The organism is Limnohabitans sp. TEGF003 (assembly GCF_055395455.1).
In genome coordinates this window covers 2,252,282-2,279,172 of sequence record NZ_AP029225.1, presented here as the reverse complement: position 1 = coordinate 2,279,172, position 26,891 = coordinate 2,252,282, and the positions used below count along the sequence as shown (strand labels likewise).

Genomic DNA, 26,891 nt, shown 5'->3' with positions numbered 1-26,891 from the left:
AGTTTGATGAAAGTATTGGTAGTCGGCAGTGGTGGCCGTGAGCACGCCATGGCGTGGAAACTGGCGCAGTCGCCCAAAATCCAGCAGGTTTACGTGGCACCGGGCAACGGTGGCACAGCCAAAGACAAAAACCTGGTCAATGTACCGATCACCGACCTGGCCGTGCTGCGCCAATGGGCTATCGACAACGGCATTGGCCTGACCCTGGTGGGCCCCGAGGCCCCCTTGGCCGCAGGCATCGTGGACGATTTTCGCGCGCACGGTTTGCGCATTTTTGGGCCCACACAGGCTGCAGCCCAACTGGAGAGCTCCAAGGCCTTTTCCAAAGCGTTCATGCAGCGCCACGGCATCCCCACCGCCGAGTTTGAAACCTTCTCCGACGCGGCCCTGGCCCACGCCTATGTGGACCGAAAAGGTGCGCCCATCGTGGTCAAGGCCGACGGCCTGGCGGCGGGCAAAGGCGTGGTCGTGGCCATGACGCTGGCCGAAGCGCACGAGGCGATTGATTTCATGCTCTTGGACAATACCCTGGGTGTGGCCCACAACGCGGGCGGCGCACGGGTGGTGATCGAAGAGTTTTTGCAGGGTGAAGAAGCCAGCTTCATGGTGCTGTGCGATGGTCAAAACGTGGCGGCCCTGGCCACCAGCCAGGACCACAAACGCCTGCTGGACAAGGACGAAGGACCCAACACGGGGGGCATGGGTGCGTATTCGCCTGCGCCTGTGGTCACGGCCGAGGTGCATGCCCGTGCCATGCGCGAAGTCATCCTGCCCACCATCCGGGGCATGGAAAAGGACGGCATCACCTACACCGGTTTTTTGTACGCGGGCCTGATGATCGACCCGCAAGGCCGCATCAAGACCCTGGAGTTCAACTGCCGCATGGGCGACCCCGAAACCCAGCCCATTTTGATGCGCCTGAAATCGGATTTTCTGGAGGTGCTGCTGGCAGCCACTTCGGAAGGTCTGGATCAGCTGGAGATGGAATGGGACCGCCGCGTGGCTTTGGGCGTGGTCATGGCCGCGCACGGTTACCCACTCAATCCGCGCAAGGGCGATGCCATCACCGGACTGCCCCAAGACGAGGGCGATGCCATGGTGTTCCATGCGGGCACCACCGAGAAAGACGGCCAAATCCTCACCTCGGGTGGGCGCGTGCTGTGCGTCACGGCGCTGGCCGATTCGGTCAAGCAGGCGCAGCAAAAGGCTTACCAAACCGCCAGCCCGATTGCCTTTGATGGCATGCAAATGCGCCGGGACATTGGTTACCGCGCCATCAAAAACTGAAGCATCGGGACCCTTCATGAGCACCTTGACCCGCCATCCTGTGACTTTCAAGGGCTCCCGCCTGGCCCGATGGATTTTGAAAATGCTGGGCTGGCGTCTGGACTTCGAGGGCTTTCCCACCCGCCAGGGTGTGGCGATCGTCTACCCGCACACCAGCAACTGGGATTTTCCGATCGGCATGCTGGCCAAATGGGCGCTGGGCATTCCGGCGCACTTTTGGGGCAAGGACTCGCTGTTCAAGTTTCCGCTGGTCGGCGCCTGGATGCGCTGGGTGGGCGGTATCCCGATCGACCGCAGCTCTTCTCGCGGCGTGGTCGGCCAGATGGTGCATGTGTTCGAGCAGCACAAACACAAGGACCAGTTGCTCTGGTTGGGCCTGGCCCCTGAAGGTACACGCAGCCACACCCCGGGCTGGCGCAGCGGTTTTTACCAGCTGGCCCTGGGCGCGAAAGTGCCTCTGGCGCTCGTCAAGCTCGACTGGGGGCAGCGCCGCTTCAGTGTGGTCGACTTTTACGATCTGACGGGCCAGGTCGATCGCGACTACGCCCACCTGGCTCAGGTGTTCGAAGGCGTGCAGGGCTTTCATGTGCACCAGATGGGCCCGATCCTTCCGTGGAGCCCTACTCAGGCGACGCCATCGTCCCCTTCAGACACCACGACCGTTTCCTGAAACCTTTCAACGTCCAAATCCACCATGAGCACCCCTTTTGAACTCGGTACCGTCAAAAACTATCTGGTGGGCTTGCAGTCCCGCATCACCGGGGCTTTGACCGACCTCGACGGCACCCCTTTCCTGACCGATGCCTGGCAAAAAGACCCGGGCGAAAAACTCCAGGGCAATGGCATCACCCAGATTCTGGAAGGCGGGCCCATTTTTGAACGCGCTGGCTGCGGGTTTTCGCATGTGACAGGGCCGCAGTTGCCACCCTCGGCCACCCAGCACCGCCCTGAGCTGGCGGGTTCGGCCTTTGAGGCCATGGGCGTGTCCCTGGTGTTCCACCCGCGCAACCCCTATGTGCCCACGGTGCACATGAACGTGCGCATGATCGCGGCCAAGCCCGAGGGCAGGGCGCCCGTGGCCTGGTTTGGTGGCGGCATGGACCTCACGCCTTATTACGGCTTTGACGAAGACGCGGTGCATTTTCACCAGACCTGCAAAGACGCGCTGGCGCCTTTTGGCGAGGCTTTGCACCCGCGCTTCAAGGCCTGGTGCGACGATTACTTTTGCAACAAGCACCGCCACGAGCAGCGCGGTGTGGGCGGCATTTTCTTTGACGACTTTTCCGAGCTGGGCATGGACCAGAGTTTTGCCATGCTGCAGAGTGTGGGCGATGCCTTGCTGACGGCCTACATGCCGATTGTGTTGCGCCGCAAGGACACGCCCTATGGCGAACGCGAGCGCGACTTTCAGCTCTACCGCCGGGGCCGCTATGTGGAGTTCAACCTGGTCTGGGACCGGGGCACGCATTTTGGCTTGCAGTCCGGCGGCCGCACCGAGTCGATCTTGCTGTCCATGCCGCCCGAGGTGCGCTGGTCGTATCAGCGCCAGGACGAGCCGGGCTCGCCCGAGGCACGTTTGCTCAGCCACTTCCTGGTGCCCAAGGACTGGGTTTGAGCCTGCCGCCTGTCTCGAACAACGCCAAAACCAGCGTGCAGCGCCTGGGCGTTTTTGGCGGCGCCTTTGACCCGCCCCACCTGGCCCATGTGGCCTTGGTCGAAGCGGCCATTGCCCAGCTTCAGCTCGATCAGGTGCGGGTGTTGCCCACGGGCCAAGCTTGGCACAAGCCGCGTCAGTTGTCCGATGCCAAGCACCGCCTGGCCATGACGCGTCTGGCCTTTGCACATGTGCCGCAGGTGGTGGTGGACGAGCGTGAAATCCTGCGCACCGGCCCCAGCTACACGGTGGACACCTTGCGCGAGTTGCAGGCCGAATACCCGCAGGCACAGCTGTATTTGCTGCTGGGCGATGACCAGCGGCGCGCCTTGCCCGCCTGGCACCAGATCGGTGAAATCGGCCGCATCGCTATAATCTGCGCCGCAGGTCGTGATATGGCCGTGCGTGCCTGGAACGAACGTTCGGATGCGCCTGATTCACTCCCCCCCATTTCAGACACGCTGCAAGCGCGCATTCGCCCCCTCGAGATGCCGCTGATGCCCCACAGTGCCACGGACATCCGTGTGCTGGCGGCCACACAGCAGGCCCTGACGGGCTTGGTATCCCCCGCTGTTGAGCGCTATATTCACGAACACCACCTTTACAGGCCCCATAGATGACCGAAAACGCCGCCAAAAAAGACATCCAGAAACTCCAGCGGGCCATCGTGGACGCACTGGAGGACGTCAAGGCCCAAGAAATCCAGGTGTTTGACACCGAACACCTGTCCTCGCTGTTTGAGCGGGTCATCATCGCCTCGGGCACCTCGAACCGCCAGACCAAAGCGCTGTCCGCCAGCGTGCGCGACAAGGTGCGCAACGCCGGTTTTGCCAAGCCCCGCATCGAGGGCGAAGACAACGGCGAGTGGATCATTGTCGACTGCGGCCCGGCCGTGGTGCACATCATGCAGCCGACCATCCGCACTTACTACAACCTCGAAGAAATCTGGGGCGGCACCCCTGTGCGCCTGAAGTTCGGTGCGCCCAAGCCGGCAGCCACAGCCGAGGTCAAGGGTCACATCCAGAACTCGGTGGCCAAAAAAGCCACAGGCAAAGCGTCAGCCAAAACACCGGCTGCCAAAAAGTCTGCCGCCAAAACTCCGGCCAAAGCCAAACCCGCCTTGAAGGCGCCAACCAAAACAGCCAAAGCACCCGCCAAAACGGCGACCAAAACCGCTGCAAAAACGGCGTCCAAAGCCAGCAGCCCGACCAGCAAGCCCACGGTGAAGACGGTGGGCAAGCCCACGGCCAAGCCTGCTGCAAAATCAGCGGCCAAACCCGCCGCTCAATCTGCCGCTAAAAAGGCCCCGGCCCGCAAGGCCGTGCAAGCCACCACCCGCCGCAAAGCCGATTGATCCTGCATGAAGCTGCTGATCGTGGCGGTCGGCCTGCGCGTGCCCGACTGGGCTCAGACGGCTTGGGACGACTACGCCAAACGTTTTCCGCCTGAGCTCAAGGTCGAGCTCAAGGCCGTGAAAACCGAGCCCCGGGGCTCCAAAACCCTGCCCAACCTGTATGCCGCTGAGCGCCAGCGCATCGAAGCGGCCATCCCCCGTGGCACCCGCATCGTCGTGCTGGACGAGCGCGGCAGCAACCTGACCACGCAGGCCCTGGCCACGCGCCTGACCAGTTGGCAGCTCGGTGGCGACGATGTGGCCCTGGTCATTGGTGGCCCCGATGGGCTCGAGCCCGAATTCCGGCAAGCCGCACACGAGCGCATTCGCCTGTCTGACCTGACCTTGCCCCACGCCATGGCCCGGGTGCTGTTGATCGAGCAGCTGTACCGCGCCTGGTCCATCAACGCCAACCACCCTTACCACCGCGAATGAGCGATTTCATTTACCTCGCCTCCCAAAGCCCCCGGCGCAGCCAGCTGCTCGATCAGATCGGGGTAGCCCACAAACTGTTGCTCGCCGGGCCTGATGAAGATGCCGAGTCTTTGGAAGCGGTGCGCGGCGCGGAAGCGCCTGCGCGTTATGTGGCGCGTGTCACGGGCCTGAAGCTCGACGCCGCCGTGCAACGCATGAAGCGCCAGGGTTTGCCTGCAGCGCCCGTGCTGTGCGCGGACACCACCGTGTGCCTGGGGCGGGACATTTTTGGCAAACCAGCTGACCCCGCCGATGCCGTGCGCATGCTCCAGCGGCTGGCAGGCCAGTCGCACCGGGTCCTGACGGCGGTGGCGGTGCAAAAAGGGGCCAAGCGCCTCTCGGCGCTGTCCGAGTCCTGGGTGCGCTTTGCGCCCATGACCACGGCGCAAATCCGGGCCTACGTGGCCACGGGTGAGCCCATGGGCAAAGCCGGGGCTTACGGGGTGCAGGGCAGGGCGGCTGCCCATATTGAGCAGATTCGGGGCAGTTATTCAGGCATCATGGGCTTGCCGCTGTTCGAGACCGCCGCCTTGCTTCGGTCCCTGGGCGTGCGCTGTTGAGCGTGCATGCCCACCAGAGCACCGATGACGCGGTGCCGTTTCCCGAGTTGTTTTCACTTTTCCCACTCTGATGCCCACCATGCAACAAGATATTTTGGTCAATTGGTCGCCCCAGGAAACCCGGGTCGCGGTGGTGGAGTTTGGCGCGGTGCAGGAGCTGCATGTCGAGCGCACGCTCGAGCGCGGTTTGGTGGGCAATGTCTACCTGGGCAAGGTGGCCCGCGTTTTGCCCGGCATGCAGTCGGCCTTCATCGACATTGGCCTGGACAAAGCGGCCTTTTTGCATGTGGCCGATGTCTGGCAAAAGCATGCCGAAGGCGAGGCTGCCGCTGCGCGCACGGGCCAGCCGCTGGTGCCGATTGAAAAGCAGGTGTTCGAGGGCCGCGCCATCATGGTGCAGGTCATCAAGGACCCCATGGGCACCAAGGGTGCGCGCCTGTCCACGCAGATCAGCATCGCGGGCCGCCATCTGGTGTTCTTGCCGCAAGACGACCACATTGGCGTGTCCCAAAAAATACCGGCTGAGCAGCGGGATGCGCTGCGCAAAAGGGTCCAGTCATTGGTCGGCCCGGCCGGGGGCGGCTTCATTTTGCGCACCAACGCCGAAGACTCGAGCGACGAAGAGCTGCAAGATGACATCGCCTACCTGCGCAAGACCTGGGCCCGTATCAAGGAGGCCTCGCTGCGCCTGCCACCTGCGTCCTTGCTGCACCAGGACCTGACGCTCTTGCAGCGCGTGCTGCGCGACCTGGTGGGCGAGGCCACGCAAAGCATCCGCATCGACTCGCAGGAGCAGTTTGCCAAGCTCAAGGCCTTTGGCCAGGAGTTCATGCCCAAAGCCGCCGAGCGACTGCAGCACTACAAAGGCGAGCGGCCGATTTTTGACCTGTACGCCATTGATGAGGAAATCGCCAAGGCGCTGGGCCGCCGGGTGGACCTGAAATCGGGCGGCTATTTGATCATCGACCAGACCGAGGCCTTGACCACGGTGGACGTGAACACGGGCGGTTACGTGGGTGCACGAAACTTTGAGGACACGATCTTCAAGACCAACCTGGAGGCGGCGCAGGCCATTGCCCGGCAACTGCGCCTGCGCAATCTGGGCGGCATCATCATTGCCGACTTCATCGACATGGCCCGCCCCGAGCACCAGGAAGCCGTGCTGGCCGAGTTTCGCAAACAGCTCGCGCGCGACCGCGTCAAGACCATGGCGGGCGGCTTTTCGTCGTTGGGTTTGCTGGAGATGACGCGCAAACGCACCCGTGAGTCTTTGGCCCACATGCTGTGCGAGCCTTGTCCGAGCTGCCAGGGCAAGGGCATCGTCAAGACGCCGCGCTCGGTGGTGTACGACATCCTGCGCGAGATCCTGCGCGAAGCGCGTCAGTTCAACCCGCGCGAGTTCCGCATCGTCGCCACTTCGGCGGTCATCGATTTGCTGCTGGACGAAGAAAGCCAGCATTTGGCGGGCTTGTCGGACTTCATCGCCAAGCCGATTTCCTTGCAGGTTGAGGCTTCCATGGGGCCGGAGCAGTACGACATCGTGCTGCTCTGAGGCGCCTCTGGTGGGGGCTCAGGCCTGGGCGGGCGCTTCGCTGGCCCATTCACCGCGGTGGTGCAGTCGGGTGTAGGCGCCGCCCCGCGCCAGCAATTCGGCGGGTGCGCCTTGCTCCACAATCCGGCCGCGCTCCATCACGATGACCCGGTCGGCGTGCTCGATGGTGGACAGGCGGTGCGCCACGATCAAGGTAGTGCGGCCCTGCATGAGTTTTTGCAGCGCGTCCTGCACCAGGCGCTCGGACTCGTTGTCCAGCGCCGAAGTGGCTTCGTCCAGAATCAAGATCGGCGCGTCCTTGTACAGGGCGCGGGCAATGGCCAGGCGCTGGCGCTGGCCACCGGACAGCTGGTTGGCGTTGTGGCCCAGCAGCGTGTCCATCCCTTGCGGCATTTGCGACACATGGCCCCACAGATTGGCCGCCACCAGACTGGCCTGAATGCGCTGCGGATCGACATCGTGCCCCAGGCAGACATTGGCCGCCACGGTGTCGTTGAGCATGACCACGTCCTGGCTGACCATGGCGATCTGACGGCGCAAACTGTCCAGGGACCAATCCTGGATGGGCACGCCATCGATGAGCACTTCGCCCGCGCTGGGCTGCACAAAGCGGGGCAACAACTGGATCAAGGTGGTTTTTCCTGCACCCGAGGTGCCCACCAGGGCCACGGTTTCCCCGGGCTGAACCGTCAGGTGGATGTCCGACAGGGCGGGTTGCCCGTCGGGTGTGAACTGCAAATGCACATCGCGCCACTCGATGGCCCCCTGCGCACGGACACGGCTGTAGACGCCTTGGGTTTCCTCTTTGGCCTCGTGCAACAGGGACAGACCCCTTTCGAGCGCAGCCAGGCCTCGGGTGATGGGGCTGGAGATTTCGGCCAGGCGCTTGATGGGGGCGACCAGCATGAGCATGGCGGTGATGAAGGCGACAAAACCGCCGACGGTGGCACCCGATGCGCCGTTCTGGCTTTGGTACAGCGCAATCACCAGCACCATGGACAAGGACAAAGCCGCCATGATTTGCGTCAGCGGTGTCATGGCGGCCGAGGCCACCGTGGTTTTGAGTGCCAGTCGGCGCAGCACCTTGGCCAGTTGGCTAAAGCGGGCCATCTGGTGTGCCTGGCCGCCTTGCAGCCGAACCACCCGGTGCGCCAGCACGTTTTCCTCGACCACATAGGCGAGGTTGTCGGTCGCGGTCTGGCTTTCCTTGGTCAGTTTGTAAAGGCGTCGGGTCAGGGCCTTGATGATCCAGCTCAAACCCGGGGCCACGGTGAACACCACCAAGGTCAGTTTCCAGTTGAGCCACATCAGGTAGCCGAGCAAGGCGATCAGCGTGAAGCCGTCACGTGCCAGGGCGATGACGGCCGACACCAATTGCGAGGCGCCGTTCTGGACTTCGTAAACGATGGTGTTGGACAGGGCGCTGGCCGACTGTCTGGAAAACAAGGACAAATCGGCCTTCATGAGCTGGGCAAACAACTGCGAACGGAGTTTTTCCATGCCGTCGTTGGTCAACCTGGACAGCGCGTACTGCGAGATGAAGTTGGCAATGCCGCGCACGGTGAACAAGCCCACCACCGCCGCTGGAATGGCCCAAAGTGGGAGTTTGTTTTCAGCAAACCCCTTGTCCAGCAGGGGCTGGAACAAGGCCGGGATCATGGGCTCGGTCAAGGCCGCCATCAAGGTCCCCAAAATGGCCACAGCCCAGATGCCCCGCTGGCTTCCGAAATAAGGCACCAGCCGTTGTAGCCGGGCCCAGAGGCTGGATGGAGGTGTGGGAGGGTGGGGGGGCTGGCTCATGGCATCGATTGTAAGGAGGGCGGCAGGGATCAGCCGCCGACAAGCCGCCAATAAGAGGCAGAAAGCGGTTTCTACGGTGTACGATCACGGCTTCCCCGAATTGAACAATCACCCTGTCCACATGAATCTTCTTTTTTTGCGCACGGGCCCGTTGCCCTGGCTGTTGAAGCTGTTGGTTCTGAGTGCCCTGGCCCTGCCTGCATGGGCCCAATTTCGCGTTGAGGTGACGGGCGTGGGCATGACCCAACTGCCCGTGGTGATGGTGCCTTTCAAAGGTGAGGCCACGGCCCCGCAAAAGTTGGCGGGGATTGTTCAAGCCGATCTGGAGCGCAGTGGCCAGTTCAAGGGCCTGGCTGCAGGCAGCGCCGTGATGGATGAAAACAGCCGGCCCGACTGGAGCCCTTGGCGTCAGTTGTCGGCCGAAGCCTTGCTGGCCGGCTCGGTCACCCGCCTGGCCGACGGCCGTTATGACGTGCGTGCCCGTTTGTGGGATGTGGTCAAAGGCCAGGACAAAGGTGATTTCAAGGACACGGTCAGCGCCGCAGAGCTGCGCTTGTCTGCACACCGCATCGCCGATTGGGTTTACCTGCAGCTCACCGGAACGCCGGGTGCCTTCGCCTCGCGCATCAGTTATGTCACCAAGTCGGGTGGGCGCTATGCCCTGTGGATTGCCGACTCCGATGGCGAAAACGCGGTCTCGGCCCTGAGCAGTCCCGAGCCCATCATCTCGCCTTCCTGGTCGCCCAGCGGCACCCACCTGGCCTATGTGTCCTTTGAGCAGCGCAAGCCCGTGGTGTATGTGCACGAACTGGCCACAGGCCAGCGCCGCCCCGTGGCCAACTTCAAGGGCTCCAACAGCGCCCCCGCCTGGAGTGCGGATGGCAAGGCGCTGGTGGCTACCCTGAGCCGCGATGGCGGCTCCCAGTTGTTCCGCATCGATCTGCAAGGCGGTGAGCCACGGCGTCTGACCCAGTCGGGCAGCATCAACACCGAGCCTGCTTTCTTACCCGACGGCAGTGCGCTGTTTTTCGTCAGTGACCGCGGCGGCAGCCCCCAAATTTACCGCATGCCGGCCCAAGGTGGTCCGGCCGAGCGGGTGACGTTTTCGGGCACCTACAATATCTCTCCTGCCGTCAGCCCCGATGGCCGTTGGCTGGCGTATGTTTCACGCATGGGGGGTGCATTTCGCCTGCACCTGATGGAGCTGGCCACGGGTCAGGTCACCGCTTTGACCGACACATCGGCCGATGAGCGCCCCAGTTTCGCCCCCAACAGCCGCATGCTGGTCTATGCCACGGTCTTTCAAGGCCGCGAAGCCTTGATGACCACCTCGCTGGACGGTCGCGTCAAGGCCCGCCTGGCGGGCCAGGGCGGTGACATCCGGGAACCCCATTGGGGCCCGGTGCGCAAATGATTTTTGAACATTCACTTTTTTAATGGACGAGGTTGATCATGACGAAGACATTTTTGAGCAGTTTGTTGTTGGCGGCCCTGCTGGCCGGCTGTGCATCCGGTGTGAAACTGGACGATGTGCCGGTGGAGGACAAATCGGCCACATCGTCGGGCGTTTCCACACAGGGCATTGGCAACAACCAGAGCAGCGCCCAAACGGGTGTGGCGGGTGTGGTGGTCGACAAATCGGCTTCGGGCATGGGGCCTGCGGGTGTGGCGCACGTGGTTTATTTCGATTACGACAGCTTTGTGGTGCGTGCTGAGGCCCGCCCCGTGATCGAGAGCCATGCCCGTTTCCTGCAAGCCAACAAACAGCGCAAGGCCAATCTGGAAGGCCACACCGATGAGCGCGGTGGCCGTGAATACAACCTGGCATTGGGCCAAAAACGTGCCGAAGCCGTGCGCCAGGCCCTAAGTCTCTTGGGTGTGCCCGAGAGCCAGCTCGAAGCGGTCAGCTATGGCAAGGAAAAACCTGCTGCGCAAGGCTCTTCTGAAGCCGATCTGGCCAAAAACCGCCGCGTCGAAATCCGGTACTGAGCACCATGAGCGCGCGCGCTGTGTCATGTCTTGCCTTGTCCCGTTGGGTTCTGGTGTGTGCGGTGTCTGGTCTGCTGGGCACGGCGCACGCGGGTCTTTTTGAAGACGACGAAGCCCGCAAGGCCATCCTCGATTTGCGCCAGCGCGTCGAGCAGTCGAACGCTGCCATCAAGGGCTTGGGTGACGAAAACGCCCAGTTGCGCCGTGCCTTGCTGGACTTGCAGGGGCAAATCGAGGGCCTCAAAGCCGAGCTGTCGCAAGGCCGAGGTGCCCAGGAGCAACTGGCCCGCGAATTGTCGGAACTTCAAATGCGTCAGAAGGACGTGGTCACGGGCATGGACGAGCGCTTGCGCCGTTTTGAGCCTTTGAAGGTCACGCTCGATGGCCAGGAGTTCATGGCCGAGCCGGCCGAAAAACGTGACTATGACGCGGCCATGGAGACTTTCCGCAAGGGCGACTTTGCGGCGGCCCAGTCGGCGCTCGGTCAATTCTTGCAGCGCTACCGCAGGAGTGGTTACACCCCGTCGGCCCTGTTCTGGCTGGGCAATGCCCAATACGCGGTCAAGGACTACAAGGAGTCGATGGCGAATTTCCAGCAAATGCTGAAAACGGTGCCCACCCATCCGCGTGCGCCTGAAGCGATGCTGGCCATCTCCAATGTCCAGATCGAATTGAAGGATCTGAAGGGGGCCCGCAGAACGCTGGACGAGTTGATCAAGGCTTACCCGGCCTCTGAAACTGCCGCCACAGCCCGCGAGCGCCTCACGCGTCTGCGCTGAGCGCTCGGTCATGGCGGAGATCACGCTTGAGCAGCTCCAGCACCAGAGCGATGGGGTTCTGGGGCTGACCCTCCTGGTGGCCAGCTGGGCGGGGTGGGTGTTGCACCGCAGCCATTTCTGCACCATGGGGGCCATCAGCGATTGGGTCATCATGGGGGACCGTACCCGCGCCAAACAGTGGACGCTGGCCATTGCGGTGGCCATCCTGGGTTTTGGGCTGATGTCTTGGATGGGCTGGATCAGCCCGCTCAACACCATTTATGCCAGCGCACAGCTGCCCTGGTTGTCTCTGCTGTTCGGAGGCTTGTTGTTTGGCTCTGGCATGGTGATGGGCTCGGGTTGCGCCAGCAAGTCACTGATCCGCTTGGGGGCGGGCAATTTGAAGTCGTTGGTCGTTTTGATGGCCATGGGCATATCGGCCTTGGCCGCCATGCGTGGCCTGACAGCGGTGTGGCGAACCAACACCTTGGACCTGGTGCAGCTGCCCACAGGCCCCGGACCTTTTGTCGGGCAGTGGCTGGCCAGTGGCACGGGGTGGACTCTGCCGCAGGCCGGACTGGTCGCGGCCTGCGTGGTGTGCGGTTTGCTGCTGCTATGGATTTTCAAAACCGGCCCTGCGTTGCCGACGTCGACGCTTCTGTCCGGTGTGGGCGTGGGTGCGGCGGTGGTGGCGCTGTGGTGGATCAGTGGGGTGATGGGTTTTGTGCCCGAGCACCCCGAAACGCTGGACGCCACGTTTTTGACCACGGCCAGCGGACGCATGGAGTCCATGAGTTTGACCGCCCCTGTGGCTTATTGGGGGGACGCCTTCATGTATTTCAGCGACGGCACCAAGCGCGTGACCTTGGGCATGGCCACGGCTTTGGGTTTGCTGGTCGGCGCTTTTGTCAGCGCTCGCCTGCAGGGTACTTTTCGGTGGGAAGGCTTCACGCAGACCGCTGATCTGGCGTGGCATTTGTGCGGTGGGGCCCTGATGGGTTTGGGCGGTGTCATGGCCATGGGCTGCACCATCGGTCAGGGGCTGTCGGGTTTGTCCACCTTGAGTTTGGGCAGTTTCATCGTGGTCCTGGGGATCGTGTTGGGTGCGGTGCTCACCTTGCAGTGGCAGTTGCGCCGCGCCGAGGCCGCAGCATGAACCCTGTTCAGCTCGCACCCGACGAAGAGGCTCGTCGCTTCGGAGGCTTGCAGCGGCTGTACGGTGTGCAGGGCGCAGAACATATCCGCCGAGCGCATGTGGTCGTCGTGGGCATTGGCGGCGTCGGCTCCTGGGTCGCCGAAGCTTTGGCACGCAGCGGCGTGGCCCGTCTCAGCCTGATCGACATGGACCATATTGCCGAATCCAACATCAACCGCCAGATCCATGCCTTGACCAGCACCACGGGGCAGGCCAAGGTCCAGGCCATGCGCGAGCGCATCGCCTTGATCCATCCGGCTTGCCAGGTCGATGCGATCGATGAATTTGTCAGTCCGGAAAACTGGCCTGCTGTTTTGCCCGCACAGCCCGACGCCGTGGTCGACGCGTGTGACCAGGTCAAAGCCAAGGTGGCCATGGCCCAATGGGCCTTGGCAAGCCAAGTGGGCTTCATCACCGTGGGGGCCGCGGGCGGCAAGCGTTTGGCACACAAGGTGGACGTGGACGACCTGTCGAAAATCACCCACGATCCTTTGCTGGCCCAGGTGCGCTACCGCTTGCGCAAACACCACGGTGCGGCCAAGGGCGACAAGCGGATCGGCATTCAGGGTGTTTTCAGCCGCGAAGCCGTGGCACCGCCCGATGCCTCGTGCGCGATCGAAGGCGATGGCTCGCTCAACTGCCACGGTTATGGTTCGGTGGTCAGCGTGACGGCCACCTTTGGCATGTGCGCCGCCTCAGAAATTTTGAACTTTTTGGCCGTCGGTTTTCAGAAGGCCAAAAAATAACGCTATAATTTGAGTCTTGCTACAGTGCACAAACACTCTAGCAAAGGGACCATAGCTCAGTTGGTAGAGCAGCGGACTTTTAATCCGTTTGTCGTGGGTTCGACCCCCGCTGGTCCCACCAGAAAAAGCAAAAAAGCACTTTGTATCTCGGTACAAAGTGCTTTTTTCATGGGCGTGCGCTGCGCGCCCCGACCCCACCGAAAGAGCTTGCAGATGACCATCGAATCGAATCGCCAAGATGACTTGAACAAGATGGTGCTGTGTGAGCCCTGCTCGGGCATTCAGCGCCATTGGCGGCGTGCGCCCGGTCATGCCGAGTTGGTGCAAGGCACCAACCGCAAGGAGCAGCGCGAGTCGGGTCCGGTCACCATCACCCGCTATCGCTGCGACCGTTGCGGCACAGCTTGGGAATACGAGAACAACAAAGCCGACCAGCAGGCCGGGTGGGCGGTGATCGGCGGCTGAAGCGATCGGGCGACCGATGCCTTGCGGTCATCCAGTCTGAGCCTTGGGCGCCCCCAATAGACTCAGGCCGAAACTTCCAGCAGCTGCGTCAATTCCAGCCAACGCTCCTCCAAGGTGGCGACTTCCTCGGCCAGGGCTTTGAGGCGGCGTCCGGCATCGGCCATTTCAGCGGGCGATATGGGCGTCGTCAGAAGCTGCTCCAGTTGGTGCTTTTCAGCTTCGATGCTGGCCATGCGCTGTTCGTTTTGTTCCAGTTCGCGCTTGAGGGGGCGGGTTTGTGCCGCCAGTTGCTGGCGTTTTTGGGCGTCGAGTTTGCGCTGTTCGGCACTGCTCAGGCTGGAGGCAGCAGCGGGGGCCACCACAGGGGCTGTGGGTGCAGCGCTGGCCGATGCCGCAGCGTCATGTGTGGACGCCGTCTGCGTGCCCACCGCGTCACGCGCAGCATTTTTGGCCACTTCGCGCAAACGCTTGGATTCATCGAGCAAATACTTCTGGTAGTCGTCCAGGTCGCCGTCAAAGGGCTCGACCTTGCCCCGGCCCACCATCCAGAACTCGTCGCACACCGCACGCAGCAAGGCCCGGTCGTGGCTGACCAGCATGACGGTGCCTTCGAACTCGTTGAGCGCCATGGACAGCGCTTCGCGGGTGGCCAGGTCCAGGTGGTTGGTGGGCTCGTCCAGCAGCAAGAGGTTGGGGCGCTGCCACACGATCATGGCCAGCACCAGGCGGGCTTTTTCGCCGCCGCTCATGGTGCCTACGGCTTGTTTGACCATGTCGCCAGAGAAGTTGAAGGTGCCCAGGTAGTTGCGTAAATCCTGCTCGCGGCTGGGTTCGCTGCTTTGCGGGCCCAGTTCGCGGGCCAGGCGGATCATGTGCTCCAGCGGGTTGTCTTGCGGGTGGAGCACATCGAGTTCTTGCTGGGCGAAGTAGCCGATGTTCAGGCCCTTGCCTTCGGTGAGCGTGCCCGCCAGCAGGGGCATGGTGCGCGCAATCGTCTTGACCAGGGTCGATTTGCCCTGGCCGTTGGCCCCCAGAATGCCGATGCGCTGACCGGCCAGCACCGATTTGCTCACGCCTTGCAAGATGGACTTGGGCTCGCCGTCGACCATGTAGCCAAAGCTTGCCTCGCTGATGGCCAGCATCGGGTTGGGCAGGTTGTTGGGCTCCTTGAAGCCGAAGGTGAACTCGGCCTCGGCCAGCAACGGTGCCACTTTTTCCATGCGCTCCAGGGCCTTGACCCGGCTTTGCGCCTGCTTGGCCTTGCTGGCCTGGGCTTTGAAGCGGTTGATGAATTTTTGCAGGTGGGCGATCTTGTCCTGCTGCTTGGCAAACGAGGCTTGCTGCAGCTCCATCTGCTGGGCGCGCAGGATTTCAAAGCCGCTGTAGTTGCTGCCGTAGCGGGTCAGCTTGGCGTGCTCGATGTGCAGCGTGACGTTGGTCACTGCATCCAGAAATTCGCGGTCGTGGCTGATCACGATCATGGTGCCCGCATAGCGCTGCAGCCAGGCTTCCAGCCAGACCAAAGCGTCCAGGTCCAGGTGGTTGGTGGGCTCGTCCAGCAGCAGGATGTCGGACGGGCACATCAGCGCCCGGGCCAGCTGCAAGCGCATGCGCCAACCGCCCGAAAAACTGTTCACCGGGTTGTTGAGTTCGTCGACCCGAAAGCCCAGACCCAGAATCAGGGCTTCGGCGCGGGGCAGGGCGTCGTGGTCGCCAGCGTCGGCCAGGTCGGTGTACACATGCGCCATCTCCATGCCGTCGCCACTTTCTTCAGCCGCAGCCAGGCGCTGGCGCAGTTCGGCCAGGCGGGTGTCGCCTTCGAGCACAAATTCGCTGGCGGGCTGGTCGGTCTCCGGCATGTTTTGCGCCACCTGGGCCATGCGCCAGGCTTTGGGCATGTCAAAGTCGCCACCGTCTTCGTGCAGCGTGCCGTTGAGCAAGGCGAACAGGGTGGATTTGCCCGCGCCGTTGCGCCCGACCAGACCGACCTTTTCTCCGGGGTTGAGGGTGACCGAAGCTTGGTCCAGCAGCACCTTGGTGCCTCGGCGGAGGGTGACATTTTTGAGGTTGATCATGAAAAAGCAGTGTCCGGAAGAGCTCCGGTGGTAAATGGTTTGTCATTCCCGCGAAGGCGGGAATCCAGGGTGTTCGGGAAGGGCGGGCATGGATCCCCGCCTGCGCAGGGATGACATTCAGGGGGCAGCGGCGATTCTCAGTGTTGGGGCATGGATTTTCGGCGATGGCGCATGTTTTGACAGCGGTGGCGCATGGCGGTCAGTGCCGCAGCAGGGCTTCGCGGGTGACCAGCAGCACCTGGTCGTCGCCCGCGCTGGTGTCCAGCCAGGCCGCTTCGAGCCCGGGAAAGGCCGCCATGAAGTGCTCTACCTCGTTGCCAATTTCCAGCACCAGCACCGCGTGCTCGCTCATCCGCGCTGGCGCATCCTGGAACAGCTGGCGCACAAAATCCATGCCGTCGGTGCCGCCCGCCAAAGCCAGTTCGGGCTCGGCGCGGTATTCGGCGGGCAGGGCGTCCATGCTGGCCTGGCAGACATAAGGCGGGTTGCAGAGAATCAAGTCAAATGGGCCGGGCAATTCGCTCAAGCCGTCGCTGTGCACCAGTTGCACGCGGTCTTGCAGTTCGTGGCGCGCCACGTTGATGGCGGCCACGGCCAGCGCATCGTCGGAAATATCGGCCCCGGTCACCTGCACCTCGGGCCAGGCCAGCGCGGCCAGCACCGCCAGGCTGCCGTTACCGGTGCACAGGTCCAGCACTTGCCGGGTCTGATCGCTGAGCCAGGCGTCAATCGTCCCGTCGGCCAGCACCTCGGCGATCAGGCTGCGCGGCACGATGGCGCGCTCGTCGATGTAAAACGACACGCCTTGCAGCCAGGCTTCGCGGGTCAGGTAGGCTGCGGGCTTGCGGGTGGCGATGCGCTCGTCGATCAAGGCTTGCACCTGCGCTTGCTGCTCAGGCGTCACCTCTTGGCGGCTCACCTCGTCCAGATCGGTGTCGAGGGGCAAGCCCAGTCGCCACAGGACCAGCCAGACGGCTTCGTCAAATGCGCTTTGGGTGCCGTGGCCAAAGGCCACGCCCGCAGCGTCCAGCCGCTGGGCAGATTGCGCGATCAGCTTGGGCAGGGTCATGGCACTCATGCCGACAAACCTGTGTTGAGGTTTTCCAGCGTGCGGCGGTAGATGTTTTTCAGGGGTGCGATGTCGGCCAATGCCACGTGTTCGTTGACCTTGTGGATGGTCGCGTTGGGCGGGCCGAACTCGATCACCTGTGGGCAAATTTGCGCGATGAAGCGGCCGTCGCTGGTGCCGCCCGTGGTGGACAGCTCAGTGGTCAGGCCTGTTTCGTCGGTGATGGCTTGTTGTATGGCGGCCACCAAAGTCCCGGGCGTGGTCAGAAATGGCCGACCACCCAGGGTCCATGTCAGCTCGTACTTCAGACCGTGCTGGTCCAAAACGGCTTGCAGCCGCTGCTGCAGGCTCTCAGGCGTGGATTCGGTGCAAAAGCGGAAGTTGAAATCCACCACGCAGTCGCCCGGGATCACGTTGCTCGCGCCCGTGCCCGCATGGATGTTGCTGACCTGCCAGCTGGTGGGCGGAAAAAAGGCATTGCCTTCGTCCCAGCGGATGCTGACCAGTTCGGCCAGCGCCGGGGCCAGGCGGTGGATCGGGTTGTCGGCCAGGTGCGGGTAAGCGATGTGGCCCTGCACACCTTTGACGGTCAGCTTGCCGCTCAGGGTGCCGCGTCGGCCGTTCTTGATCATGTCACCGGTTTGCTGCACCGAAGTGGGCTCGCCCACGATGCAAAACTGCGGCGCGTCGCCACGGGCCTGGAGTTGTTCGCACACGACCACGGTGCCATCCAGCGCCGGGCCTTCTTCGTCGCTGGTCAGCAAAAAGGCGATGCCCAAAGCGGGATTGGGGTTGGCCGCCAGAAATTCCTGGACCGCGACAACCATGGCCGCCAGCGAGGTTTTCATGTCGCTGGCACCGCGCCCGAACAGCTTGCCGTCCTTGTGGGTGGGGGTGAAGGGGTCGCTGTCCCATTGCGCGAGCGGCCCGGTGGGCACCACGTCGGTGTGTCCTGCAAAAGCCAGGGTCTGGCCCGAAGTGCCTGCGCGTTTGGCCCAGAGGTTGCGCACGCGGAAAGTCTCGGGGCCGGAGTCCATGAATTCGCAGACGAAGCCCAGGGGCTTCAAAGCGTCGGCGATCAGGTCGAGGCAACCCGCATCTTCAGGCGTGACGGAGGGACGGGCGATCAGTTGTTCGGCCAGGCGCAGGGTGTCGTGGCAAACGGAGGGACGGGTGGTGGTGTTCATGGTTCAGGCCTTGTGAGGGTGCGAACGCACAAAGCGGGCGATGCGCTCGGCCGCTTCCAGGCACTCGGCGGTTTCGGCCACCAGTGCCATGCGGATGCGGCCTTGGCCGGGGTTGCCGCCGTTGAAGTCACGCCCCAGGTAGCTGCCGGGCAGCACGGTCACGTGTTCTGCTTGGTAAAGCGCTTGCGCAAAAGCCGCATCATCCCCTTGCCAGCCAGGGGGCACACCCGCCCAGAGGTAAAAGCTCGCATCGGGCAGTTTCACGTCCAGCACTTGCGCCAGCACGGGGGTGACCTGGGCGAACTTGGTGCGGTACTGGTTGCGGTTGTCCACCACATGGGCTTCGTCGCCCCAAGCGGCCACGCTGGCCGCTTGCACCACGGGGCTCATGGCGCTGCCGTGGTAAGTGCGGTAGAGCAGGAACTGCTGGATGATGGCCGCGTCACCCGCCACAAAGCCACTGCGCAGGCCGGGCACATTGCTGCGTTTGCTGAGGCTGGTGAAGGCGATCAAGCGCTTGAAATCGGTGCGGCCCAGTTGGTGGGCGGCTTCCAGGCCGCCCAAAGGCGCTTCTTCACGGAAATAAATCTCGCTGTAGCACTCGTCGGAAGCGATCACGAAACCGTGCTGGTCGGACAAGGCGAAGAGTTTTTCCCACTCGGACAGCGGCATGACCGCGCCCGTGGGGTTGCCGGGCGAGCAAACGAACAAAAGCTGGGTGCGGGCCCAGACTTCGGCGGGCACGCTGTCCCAGTCGTTGGCAAAGTTGCGCGTCGGGTCGCTGGGCACGTAATAGGGCTCTGCCCCCGACAGCAAGGCCGCGCCTTCGTAAATTTGGTAGAACGGGTTGGGGCTGACCACCGTGGCACCGGGTTGGGTTGGGTCGATCACGGTTTGCGTCAGGGCAAACAGGGCTTCGCGCGAGCCGTTGACGGGCAGGATCTGCGTGAGCGGGTCCAGTGTCAGGCGGTAGCGGTTGTGCAGCCAGGCGGCGCAGGCTTTGCGCAGGCTGGGCTCACCTGCTGTCGCCGGGTAAGCCGACAAGCCGTTGGCCACAGCCGCCTTGAGCGCTTCCTGAATGAAGGCTGGCGTGGCGTGCTTGGGCTCGCCAATGCCTAAACTGATGTGGCGCAGGGCTGGGTTTGGCGTGACGCTGGCGAACAGCTGCTTGAGCCGTTCAAAAGGGTAGGGTTGCAGCTTGGCGAGGAGGGGATTCATTCCGCGATTATCCGGGATGGAGGCTACCTGTTGGTCCTTGGGCTTGTCAGCGCGTTTTTCACCATGCCTGTCGGGTAACATTGCCGTTTTGCACCGTGTTGGCCGTTTGGGCTGGCCCTTTTACCCGATCTGATACCGCCGTGCGCCTCAATTCCATCAAGCTTTCAGGCTTCAAATCGTTTGCCGAGCCGACCAACTTCCTGCTGCCCGGGCAGCTGGTGGGCGTGGTCGGGCCCAACGGTTGCGGCAAATCCAACATCATGGACGCGGTGCGCTGGGTGCTGGGCGAGTCCAAAGCGTCCGAATTGCGTGGCGAGTCCATGCAGGACGTCATTTTCAATGGCACCACCACCCGCAAACCTGCCAGCCGCGCCAGTGTGGAGCTGGTGTTTGACAACGCCGACCACCGCGCAGGCGGCCAGTGGGGCCAATTTGCCGAAATCGCCGTCAAGCGCGTGCTCACCCGCGACGGCAACAGCAGTTACTACATCAACAACCAGCCCGTGCGTCGCCGCGACGTGCAGGACGTGTTTCTGGGCACGGGCCTGGGGCCCCGTGCCTACGCCATCATCGGCCAAGGGACGATCAGCCGCATCATCGAGTCGCGTCCTGAAGAGCTGCGCCTGTTCCTCGAAGAGGCCGCAGGGGTCTCCAAATACAAAGAGCGCCGCCGCGAGACCGAAAACCGCCTGTCGGACACCCGCGAAAACCTGACTCGGGTCGACGACATCCTGCGCGAGCTGAATGCCAACCTGGAAAAGCTGGAAAAGCAGGCCGAAGTCGCCACCCGCTACAACCAGCTGCAGGCCGACGGCACGCTCAAGCAGCACCAGCTGTGGTTTTTGAAGCGCCGCGATGCCGAGGCCGACCAAGGCCGCATGAAGTCGGATGTGGACCAGGCCGTGAACGCGCTCGAATCGCGCATGGCCGATCTGCGCCACGTCGAGGCCGATCTGGAAACCATTCGCCAGGCGCATTACGCCGCGGGTGACCAGGTCAACCAGGCGCAAGGCGCTTTGTACGAAGCCAGCGCCGAAGTGGGTCGACTGGAGGCCGAAATCCGCTTTGTGGTGGAAGGCCGCCAACGCGCCGAGCAGCGCCTGCAGCAGCTGGTGGAACAAACCGCGCAATGGGGCACCCGCAGCCAGGACGCCCAGGCCGAGCTGGACACCCTGGCCGAGCAAGCCGCCATGGCCGAAGACCAGAGCATGACGCTGGCCGCGCAGGTGGAAGACCAGGCCATGGCGCTGCCCGATCTGGAAGAAGCCCTGCGCAAAGCCCAAAACGACGCCACCGCCCAACGCGCTACTGTGGTTCAGGTGCAGCAGCAAATTGGCGTGCTGGCGGCTGAGCAGCGCAACGTGGAAGAACAATCGCGCCAGCTGGAACAGCGCCGCGAACGCTTGCTGACCGACCGCAATGCCCTGGCTGCGCCCGACGAGGCCCGGCTGAGCCACTTGCAAGAACAACTGGCCGAGGCCGAGGCCCTGTCGGCCGAGGCCGAAGCCCGGCTGCAGGATCTGCAAGAGCAGGTGCCCGCACTTGACGAAGACCGCCGCACGCGCCAAAGCGCCGTGAACCAGGAATCGGCCAAGCTGGCCGACCTGAGCGCCCGCATCGAGGCGCTCAAGGCTCTGCAAGAGAAAGTGCGCACCGACGGCAAGCTCAAACCCTGGCTGGCCAAGCACGGCATGGAAGGTCTGGAAGGCCTCTGGAGCCGCATTCACATCGAGCCGGGTTGGGAAAACGCCCTCGAATCCGCGCTGCGCGAGCGCCTGTCGGCCCTGGAAGTTTCGCGCCTCGATATGGTGCGCTCGTTCGCCAACGACGCGCCGCCCGCCAAACTCAGCTTTTTCAGCCCGCCTTTGGCCGCCAAAGCCGCGCCGCGCAGCGGCCTGCCCGCGGGCTGCAAGCCTCTGGCCGAGTTGCTGCGCGTGCACGATGCCGGTTTGTCGGCCCTGTTGGCCGACTGGCTGCAAGGCTGCTACACCGCCCCCAACATCGAAGACGCGCTGGCCTGGCGCAGCCAGCTGCAAGCGGGCGAAACCCTGTTTGTGCAGGCCGGCCATGCGGTGGATCTGAACAGCGTGGTGTTTTACGCCCAAGACTCCGAGCAAGCCGGTTTGCTGGGCCGTGCCCAGGAGATCGAGAACCTGGAAAAGCAGCTACGCGCCCAGACCCTGATCGCCGAAGAAAGCCGCAGCGCCCTGGTGCGGGCCGAAGCGGCCTATGCCGACGCCTCGCAGCGCCTGATCACCGTGCGCCGCGAAGCCAGCGAAAGCCAGTCGCGCACGCACGAGCTGCAGGTCGAGACCCTGCGCCTGTCGCAGCTGGTGGCGCAAACCCGCGCCCGCAGCGAGCAGATCAACAACGACCTGGCCGAAGTCGAGGCCTTGCTGGACGAGCTGCAAGAGCGCCGCGTCACCGCCGAGGCCCGCTTTGAAGAACTGGACATGCAGCTGGCCGACACCCAAGAGCGCCACGCCCAGCTGGACGAGCGCGTGATCGAAGCCGAGCGCAAGCTGGCCGAATGCCGCGAACAACAGCGCAGCCTGGAGCGCCGGGCGCAAGAAGCCCAGTTTTCACAGCGCAGCCTGGACGCCCGCCGCGCCGAGCTGCAGCGCACCATCGAGACCGCGCAGCAGCAGGTGAGCAGCATCGACGCCGAAATGCAGCGCGCCCGCGACGAACTCAGCCGCCTGACCGATGCCGCCGCCCAAGCGGGTTTGCAAAATGTGCTGGCCGTCAAGCTCGAGCGCGAGCAAGCCCTGGGCGCTTGCCGCAGTGCCTACGACGACCTGACGGCCAAACTGCGCGCCAGCGACGAACGCCGCGTGAGTTTTGAGCGCGAACTCGACCCCTTGCGCCAGCGCATCACCGATTTGCAGCTCAAGGAGCAAGCCGCCCGCCTGGGCCTGGAGCAATACACCCAGCTGCTGGCCGATGCCCAAGCCGATCTGGAAGCCGTGGCCGCTTCGATTGAGGCAGGCCAGGTGCGCGTGACGGGTCTGCAGGGCGAGATCGACCGCATCCACCGCGAAATCACGGCGCTGGGCCCGGTCAACCTGGCGGCGCTGGAAGAGCTGACCACCTCGCGCGAGCGCAAGGTGTTCCTGGACTCGCAGTGCGCCGACCTGACCGATGCCATGAACACGCTCGAAGACGCGATCAAGAAGATCGATGCCGAAACCCGCGACCTGCTGGGCGGTACCTTCAAGATCGTGAACGAGCACTTCAGCCGCATGTTCCCCGAGTTGTTTGGCGGCGGCAATGCGCGCCTGGTCATGACCGGTGACGAAATTCTGGACGCCGGGGTGCAGGTGCTGGCGCAGCCTCCGGGTAAGAAAAACCAGACGATCCATCTGCTCTCGGGCGGCGAAAAGGCCCTCACGGCGATCGCGCTGGTGTTTGCGATTTTTCAGCTCAACCCGGCCCCGTTTTGCTTGCTCGACGAGGTGGATGCGCCGCTGGACGACGCCAACACCGAGCGCTACGCCAAGCTGGTGGCGGGCATGGGCAAAGAGACCCAGTTCCTGTTCATCAGCCACAACAAGATCGCCATGGAAATGGCCGAGCAGCTGATCGGCGTGACCATGCAGGAGCAGGGCGTGTCACGCATCGTGGCTGTGGACATGGAGTCCGCAGTGTCAATGGCCGACGTGGCCTGAGGAAGTTATGTTGGAATCGATGAGCTCATTGCAGTTGAGTCTGGCCGCCATCGGGGCGCTCACCGTGGGGGCCGTGGTGGTCTACAACTACTGGACCTCGCGCAAGAGCGCACCCCGCCAGGCCGAGCCCCAGACAGAACCCGAGTTGGCCGCGCCAGACACCGAGCCTGCCTTGTTCGAGCCCCGTGAACCGGTTCTGACCGACGACTTCGCCACGCTGCCCCAGCCCGAGCGCAAGCCCCTGCTGGACGCCTTGATCGATGCGATCGCCACCATCGAAGTGGACCACCCGGTCTCCGGGGACGCCGCATTGGCGGCTTTGCCTGTGACCCGCCGCGTCGGCACCAAGCCCTTTCATGTGGAGGGTTGCAGCGAACTCAGTGGCGAATGGGAAGTTTTGGCGGCTGGGCGGCGTTATTCGGCCTTTCAGGCGGGTGTTCAGCTGGCCAATCGGGTGGGGGCGCTCAACAACATCGAGTTTTCGGAGTTTGTGGTCAAAACCCAGGCTTTTGCCGATGCCGTGGGCGGCAGCGCCAGTTTCAGCGACATGCTCGAAGAAGTGGCGCGTGCGCGTGAACTCGATCAATTTGCCAGTGCACACGATGCCCAGCTCAGCTTCACGGTCTGCGCACGGGCAGCGGCCTGGAGTCCGGGCTACATCCAGCAGCATGCTGCGCGAATGGGCTTTGTGGCAGGGGTGATTCCGGGGCGCATGGTGCTGCCGGCTGCCGTGGCGGGCTTGCCGCCCATCCTGTCGCTGACTTTCGATACCCAGGCTGCCATGGCCGAAGACCCGGCCATGTCGGCCATCCGCGAGTTTTCGCTGAGTCTGGATGTGCCGCAAATTGCCCGTGAAGACCAGCCCTTTGAGCGCCTGCGCGAGGCGGCCCGCTTACTGGCCGAGCACATGGACGGCGTGGTGACCGATGGCAACGGCCAAATTCTGGGCGAAGACGTGCTCGATCAAATAGCGACAGATTTGCAACAGCTCTACGACGCCTTGGCTGCGCGAGAGTTGTCGGCGGGCACGCCTCAGGCCCGTCGTCTGTTCTCCTGAACCGGTTGCTGTAAACCATGTCCCATCCGGACCTGTTTGGCGACCTGCCACCCGCGGAGGTCAGCGCGGTCTCTGGCAGCACCCCAGCGACCTCGCCCGCCGACAAAGCCGAAAAGTTGCGAGCGCTTTTGCACCACCACGCGCACGCCTACTACACGCTCGACGCGCCCGAAGTCCCCGATGCCGAATACGACCGCCTGTTTCGCGAGCTGCAGGCTCTGGAGTCGGCCCACCCCGAACTGCTGACGCCCGACTCGCCCACCCAGCGGGTGGGCGGGGCGGTGCTGGACGCTTTTGCGCAGGTCACGCACCGCGTGCCCATGCTCAGCATCCGCACCGAAACCGACACCGAAGCCAGCGGGGCCGAGGCTTTTGACACCCGCATCCGCAAAGAGCTGGGCTTGAGCGAAGCCGACCCGGCCGTGGCCTATGTGGGCGAACTGAAATTTGACGGCCTGGCCATGAGCTTGCGCTACGAGGGCGGTGTGCTGGTGCAGGCCGCCACCCGGGGTGACGGCGAAACGGGCGAAGAGGTCACCGCCAACATCCGCACCATCGGTCAGATTCCGTTGCGTTTGCCGCCCGATGCGCCCGCTGTGTTGGAAGTGCGGGGCGAGGTCTACATGCGCCGGGATGACTTTGAGGCGCTGAATGAGCGCCAACGCCAGCGCATCGCTGCAGGCGCCAAGGGCGAGAAGACCTTTGTCAATCCCCGCAATGCCGCCGCTGGCGCGGTCCGCCAACTCGATTCGGGCATTGCCGCCGAGCGCCCCTTGAGCTTTTTTGCCTATGGCCTGGGCGACATCACCCCAGCCGCCGAAGGTGGCCCGCAGTGGGCCAGCCATTACGAGATGCTGATGCAGCTCAAGGCCTGGGGCTTTCCGGTGGCCGAGCAAACCGCTTGCGTGCAAGGCGCGGCAGGCCTCGTGGCCTTTCACCAGCGCATCGCGGCCGAGCGTGACGCCTTGCCCTACGACATCGATGGCGTCGTCTACAAGGTCAACGACCTGGCCTTGCAGGCCCGTCTGGGTTTTGTGACCCGAGAGCCGCGCTGGGCCGTGGCGCACAAATACCCGGCGCAAGAAGAAATGACCACCGTGCTGGCCATCGACGTGCAGGTGGGCCGCACGGGCAAACTCACGCCCGTGGCCAAGCTGGCCCCGGTGTTTGTGGGCGGTGTCACGGTCACCAACGCCACGCTGCACAACGAACTGGAAGCCCGCCGCAAGGACGTGCGGGTGGGTGACACGGTGATCGTGCGCCGTGCGGGCGACGTGATCCCCGAGGTGGTGTCGGTGGTGCTGGACCGCCGCCCGCAGGGTGCCCCGCAGTTCACCATGGTGACGCACTGCCCCGTATGTGGGAGCTTGGCCGAGCGGGAAGAGGGCGAGGCCGACCACCGCTGCACGGGCGGGCTGTTTTGCAGCGCCCAGCGCAAGCAAGCCATTTGGCACTTTGCCCACCGCCGCGCCATGGACGTGGATGGCCTCGGCGACAAACTGGTGGACCAGCTGGTCGATGCCGGGCACGTCAATACCCTGGCCGACCTGTACCACTTGAAACTGGACACGCTCGCCAACATGGACCGCATGGCCGAAAAATCGGCTGTGAACCTGCTGGAAGCGCTGGAAAAGTCCAAAAACACCACCCTGGGCCGCTTTTTGTTCAGCCTGGGCATTCGCCATGTGGGCGAGGCCACGGCCAAGGAACTGGCCCGGCACTTTGGCCAGCTGGACGCCATCATGGCCGCCAGCGAAGACGCGCTGCTGCAAGTGGCCGATGTCGGCCCGGTGGTGGCGCACAGCATCCACACCTTTTTTGCCCAGCCGCACAACCGCGAAGTCGTGCAGGCTTTGCGGGATGCGGGGATCACCTGGGCCGAAGGCGATGCTCTGGCCCCGACCGAAATGCCCTTGGCGGGCATCACCGTGGTACTCACCGGTACCTTGCAAAGCATGGGCCGTGACGAAGCCAAGGAAAAACTCGAAGCGCTGGGGGCCAAAGTGGCCGGCTCGGTCAGCAAGAAAACCCACTACGTGGTGGCGGGTGCCGAGGCGGGCAGCAAGCTCGACAAGGCGCAGGCCTTGGGTGTGCCCGTGCTGGACGATGCGGGGCTGGCGCTGCTGCTTGCCGGAGAAAAACCATGACCGTGCGTGACATCCTCAAAATGGGCGATGCCCGCCTTTTGCGTGTGGCAGAGCCTGTGCAGGCGTTTGACACCCCACAGTTGCATGCCTTGATTGCCGACATGCGCGAGACCATGGCTGCGGTCAACGGCGCTGGTTTGGCTGCGCCCCAGATTGGGGTGAACCTGCAATTGGTCATTTTTGGCAGCGATGCGGTCAATCCTCGCTACCCCAACCGGCCTGTGGTGCCCAAAACCGTGCTCATCAACCCCGTCATCACGCCCTTGGGGGCGAATGAGGAGGAGGATTGGGAGGGCTGTTTGTCGGTGCCTGGTTTGCGCGGCGTGGTGCCACGCTGGTCACGCATCCGTTACACCGGGTTCGATGAAAAAGGCCAGCCGATCGACCGCACGGTGGACGGTTTTCATGCCCGCGTGGTCCAACACGAATGCGACCACCTGATCGGCACGCTGTACCCCATGCGGGTGCGCGACTTCACCCGTTTTGGGTTTACCGAGGTGCTGTTCCCCGAGATCAGTGCCGCTGAAAACGACTGAGCTTTTGCGCTGCGGGCAGGTCAGATCGTTCGCGGCCGGGGATCGCGACTGGCGTGAGGGC

The 26,891-nt window shown here is 63.5% G+C and carries 23 protein-coding genes and 1 tRNA gene; 19 read left to right on the top strand and 5 right to left on the bottom strand.

Translation table 11 applies throughout. From position 1 onward, the window contains the following. Positions 1 to 6 precede the first annotated feature (6 nt). From purD to rng, 8 genes are all read left to right on the top strand, one after another. A complete protein-coding gene (gene purD, locus ACZ5RT_RS11145; protein ID WP_464452494.1) occupies positions 7 to 1,287 on the top strand; it encodes a phosphoribosylamine--glycine ligase in 1,281 nt (426 codons plus the stop codon). Between the two features lie 16 nt (positions 1,288 to 1,303). After that, positions 1,304 to 1,957, top strand: a complete 654-nt coding sequence (locus ACZ5RT_RS11140) for a 1-acyl-sn-glycerol-3-phosphate acyltransferase (protein ID WP_291926648.1) — start codon at positions 1,304 to 1,306, stop codon at positions 1,955 to 1,957. A 24-nt stretch (positions 1,958 to 1,981) separates the two neighbouring features. Beyond that, the gene (gene hemF / locus ACZ5RT_RS11135; protein WP_464452493.1) at positions 1,982 to 2,902 is read left to right on the top strand and encodes an oxygen-dependent coproporphyrinogen oxidase; all 921 of its coding nucleotides are present in this window, start codon (positions 1,982 to 1,984) and stop codon (positions 2,900 to 2,902) included. Then, the gene (gene nadD / locus ACZ5RT_RS11130; RefSeq protein WP_464452492.1) at positions 2,899 to 3,561 is read left to right on the top strand and encodes a nicotinate (nicotinamide) nucleotide adenylyltransferase; all 663 of its coding nucleotides are present in this window, start codon (positions 2,899 to 2,901) and stop codon (positions 3,559 to 3,561) included. Before hemF ends, nadD begins: the two co-directional genes overlap by 4 nt. Further along, positions 3,558 to 4,295: a ribosome silencing factor gene (gene rsfS, locus ACZ5RT_RS11125; protein ID WP_464452491.1), complete on the top strand. Its 738-nt coding sequence runs from the start codon at positions 3,558 to 3,560 to the stop codon at positions 4,293 to 4,295. The genes nadD and rsfS overlap by 4 nt, the downstream gene beginning before the upstream one ends. A gap of 6 nt (positions 4,296 to 4,301) precedes the next feature. Beyond that, a complete protein-coding gene (gene rlmH / locus ACZ5RT_RS11120; RefSeq protein WP_291926640.1) occupies positions 4,302 to 4,769 on the top strand; it encodes a 23S rRNA (pseudouridine(1915)-N(3))-methyltransferase RlmH in 468 nt (155 codons plus the stop codon). Further along, positions 4,766 to 5,368: a Maf family protein gene (locus tag ACZ5RT_RS11115; RefSeq protein WP_464452490.1), complete on the top strand. Its 603-nt coding sequence runs from the start codon at positions 4,766 to 4,768 to the stop codon at positions 5,366 to 5,368. The genes rlmH and ACZ5RT_RS11115 overlap by 4 nt, the downstream gene beginning before the upstream one ends. 79 nt (positions 5,369 to 5,447) lie before the next feature. Further along, positions 5,448 to 6,920 carry a ribonuclease G gene (gene rng, locus ACZ5RT_RS11110; RefSeq protein WP_291926636.1) on the top strand — a complete coding sequence of 491 codons (1,473 nt, stop codon included), beginning with the start codon at positions 5,448 to 5,450 and terminating at the stop codon, positions 6,918 to 6,920. Between the two features lie 18 nt (positions 6,921 to 6,938). Here the strand turns inward: rng and msbA are convergent, their stop codons facing one another. Next, a complete protein-coding gene (gene msbA / locus ACZ5RT_RS11105) occupies positions 6,939 to 8,720 on the bottom strand; it encodes a lipid A export permease/ATP-binding protein MsbA (RefSeq protein ID WP_464452489.1) in 1,782 nt (593 codons plus the stop codon). A gap of 121 nt (positions 8,721 to 8,841) precedes the next feature. Here msbA and tolB point away from each other — a divergent pair, with 121 nt between their 5' ends. From tolB to ACZ5RT_RS11070, 7 genes are all read left to right on the top strand, one after another. After that, complete coding sequence (tolB, locus tag ACZ5RT_RS11100; RefSeq protein WP_464452488.1) at positions 8,842 to 10,134, top strand: Tol-Pal system beta propeller repeat protein TolB; 1,293 nt, start codon at positions 8,842 to 8,844, stop codon at positions 10,132 to 10,134. Positions 10,135 to 10,172: 38 nt separating this feature from the next. Beyond that, a complete protein-coding gene (gene pal, locus ACZ5RT_RS11095; RefSeq protein ID WP_291927805.1) occupies positions 10,173 to 10,709 on the top strand; it encodes a peptidoglycan-associated lipoprotein Pal in 537 nt (178 codons plus the stop codon). A 5-nt stretch (positions 10,710 to 10,714) separates the two neighbouring features. Next, the gene (ybgF, locus tag ACZ5RT_RS11090; RefSeq protein ID WP_464452487.1) at positions 10,715 to 11,488 is read left to right on the top strand and encodes a tol-pal system protein YbgF; all 774 of its coding nucleotides are present in this window, start codon (positions 10,715 to 10,717) and stop codon (positions 11,486 to 11,488) included. 10 nt (positions 11,489 to 11,498) lie between these two features. Beyond that, the gene (locus tag ACZ5RT_RS11085) at positions 11,499 to 12,623 is read left to right on the top strand and encodes a YeeE/YedE family protein (RefSeq protein WP_464452486.1); all 1,125 of its coding nucleotides are present in this window, start codon (positions 11,499 to 11,501) and stop codon (positions 12,621 to 12,623) included. Further along, positions 12,620 to 13,408 carry a tRNA threonylcarbamoyladenosine dehydratase gene (locus tag ACZ5RT_RS11080; protein ID WP_291927813.1) on the top strand — a complete coding sequence of 263 codons (789 nt, stop codon included), beginning with the start codon at positions 12,620 to 12,622 and terminating at the stop codon, positions 13,406 to 13,408. The genes ACZ5RT_RS11085 and ACZ5RT_RS11080 overlap by 4 nt, the downstream gene beginning before the upstream one ends. 45 nt (positions 13,409 to 13,453) lie before the next feature. After that, positions 13,454 to 13,529, top strand: a tRNA-Lys gene (locus ACZ5RT_RS11075). A gap of 92 nt (positions 13,530 to 13,621) precedes the next feature. After that, positions 13,622 to 13,873 carry a hypothetical protein gene (locus tag ACZ5RT_RS11070; RefSeq protein ID WP_291927816.1) on the top strand — a complete coding sequence of 84 codons (252 nt, stop codon included), beginning with the start codon at positions 13,622 to 13,624 and terminating at the stop codon, positions 13,871 to 13,873. 62 nt (positions 13,874 to 13,935) lie between these two features. Here ACZ5RT_RS11070 and ACZ5RT_RS11065 read toward each other — a convergent pair whose 3' ends face one another. From ACZ5RT_RS11065 to dapC, 4 genes are all read right to left on the bottom strand, one after another. After that, entirely contained in the window at positions 13,936 to 15,948 is a 2,013-nt protein-coding gene (locus ACZ5RT_RS11065; RefSeq protein ID WP_464452485.1) for an ABC-F family ATP-binding cassette domain-containing protein, read from the bottom strand. A gap of 199 nt (positions 15,949 to 16,147) precedes the next feature. Next, positions 16,148 to 17,026, bottom strand: a complete 879-nt coding sequence (gene prmB, locus ACZ5RT_RS11060; RefSeq protein WP_464452484.1) for a 50S ribosomal protein L3 N(5)-glutamine methyltransferase — start codon at positions 17,024 to 17,026, stop codon at positions 16,148 to 16,150. Then, positions 17,023 to 18,204, bottom strand: a complete 1,182-nt coding sequence (dapE, locus tag ACZ5RT_RS11055; RefSeq protein ID WP_464452483.1) for a succinyl-diaminopimelate desuccinylase — start codon at positions 18,202 to 18,204, stop codon at positions 17,023 to 17,025. Before dapE ends, prmB begins: the two co-directional genes overlap by 4 nt. A gap of 3 nt (positions 18,205 to 18,207) precedes the next feature. Further along, positions 18,208 to 19,422 (bottom strand): succinyldiaminopimelate transaminase, encoded by a 1,215-nt coding sequence (gene dapC, locus ACZ5RT_RS11050; RefSeq protein ID WP_464452482.1) that lies wholly within the window; start codon positions 19,420 to 19,422, stop codon positions 18,208 to 18,210. 140 nt (positions 19,423 to 19,562) lie between these two features. Here dapC and smc point away from each other — a divergent pair, with 140 nt between their 5' ends. Genes smc through def form a run of 4 tightly spaced genes read left to right on the top strand, consistent with a single transcriptional unit; the run spans position 19,563 to position 26,830 of the window. Next, positions 19,563 to 23,090 (top strand): chromosome segregation protein SMC, encoded by a 3,528-nt coding sequence (gene smc / locus ACZ5RT_RS11045; RefSeq protein ID WP_464452481.1) that lies wholly within the window; start codon positions 19,563 to 19,565, stop codon positions 23,088 to 23,090. A gap of 19 nt (positions 23,091 to 23,109) precedes the next feature. Continuing rightward, on the top strand, positions 23,110 to 24,147 hold the full coding sequence (locus ACZ5RT_RS11040) for a cell division protein FtsZ (protein WP_464452480.1): 1,038 nt from the start codon (positions 23,110 to 23,112) through the stop codon (positions 24,145 to 24,147). A gap of 17 nt (positions 24,148 to 24,164) precedes the next feature. Continuing rightward, positions 24,165 to 26,294, top strand: a complete 2,130-nt coding sequence (gene ligA, locus ACZ5RT_RS11035; protein WP_464452479.1) for an NAD-dependent DNA ligase LigA — start codon at positions 24,165 to 24,167, stop codon at positions 26,292 to 26,294. Next, positions 26,291 to 26,830 (top strand): peptide deformylase, encoded by a 540-nt coding sequence (def, locus tag ACZ5RT_RS11030; RefSeq protein ID WP_464452478.1) that lies wholly within the window; start codon positions 26,291 to 26,293, stop codon positions 26,828 to 26,830. The genes ligA and def overlap by 4 nt, the downstream gene beginning before the upstream one ends. The last annotated feature ends 61 nt before the right edge of the window (positions 26,831 to 26,891 follow it).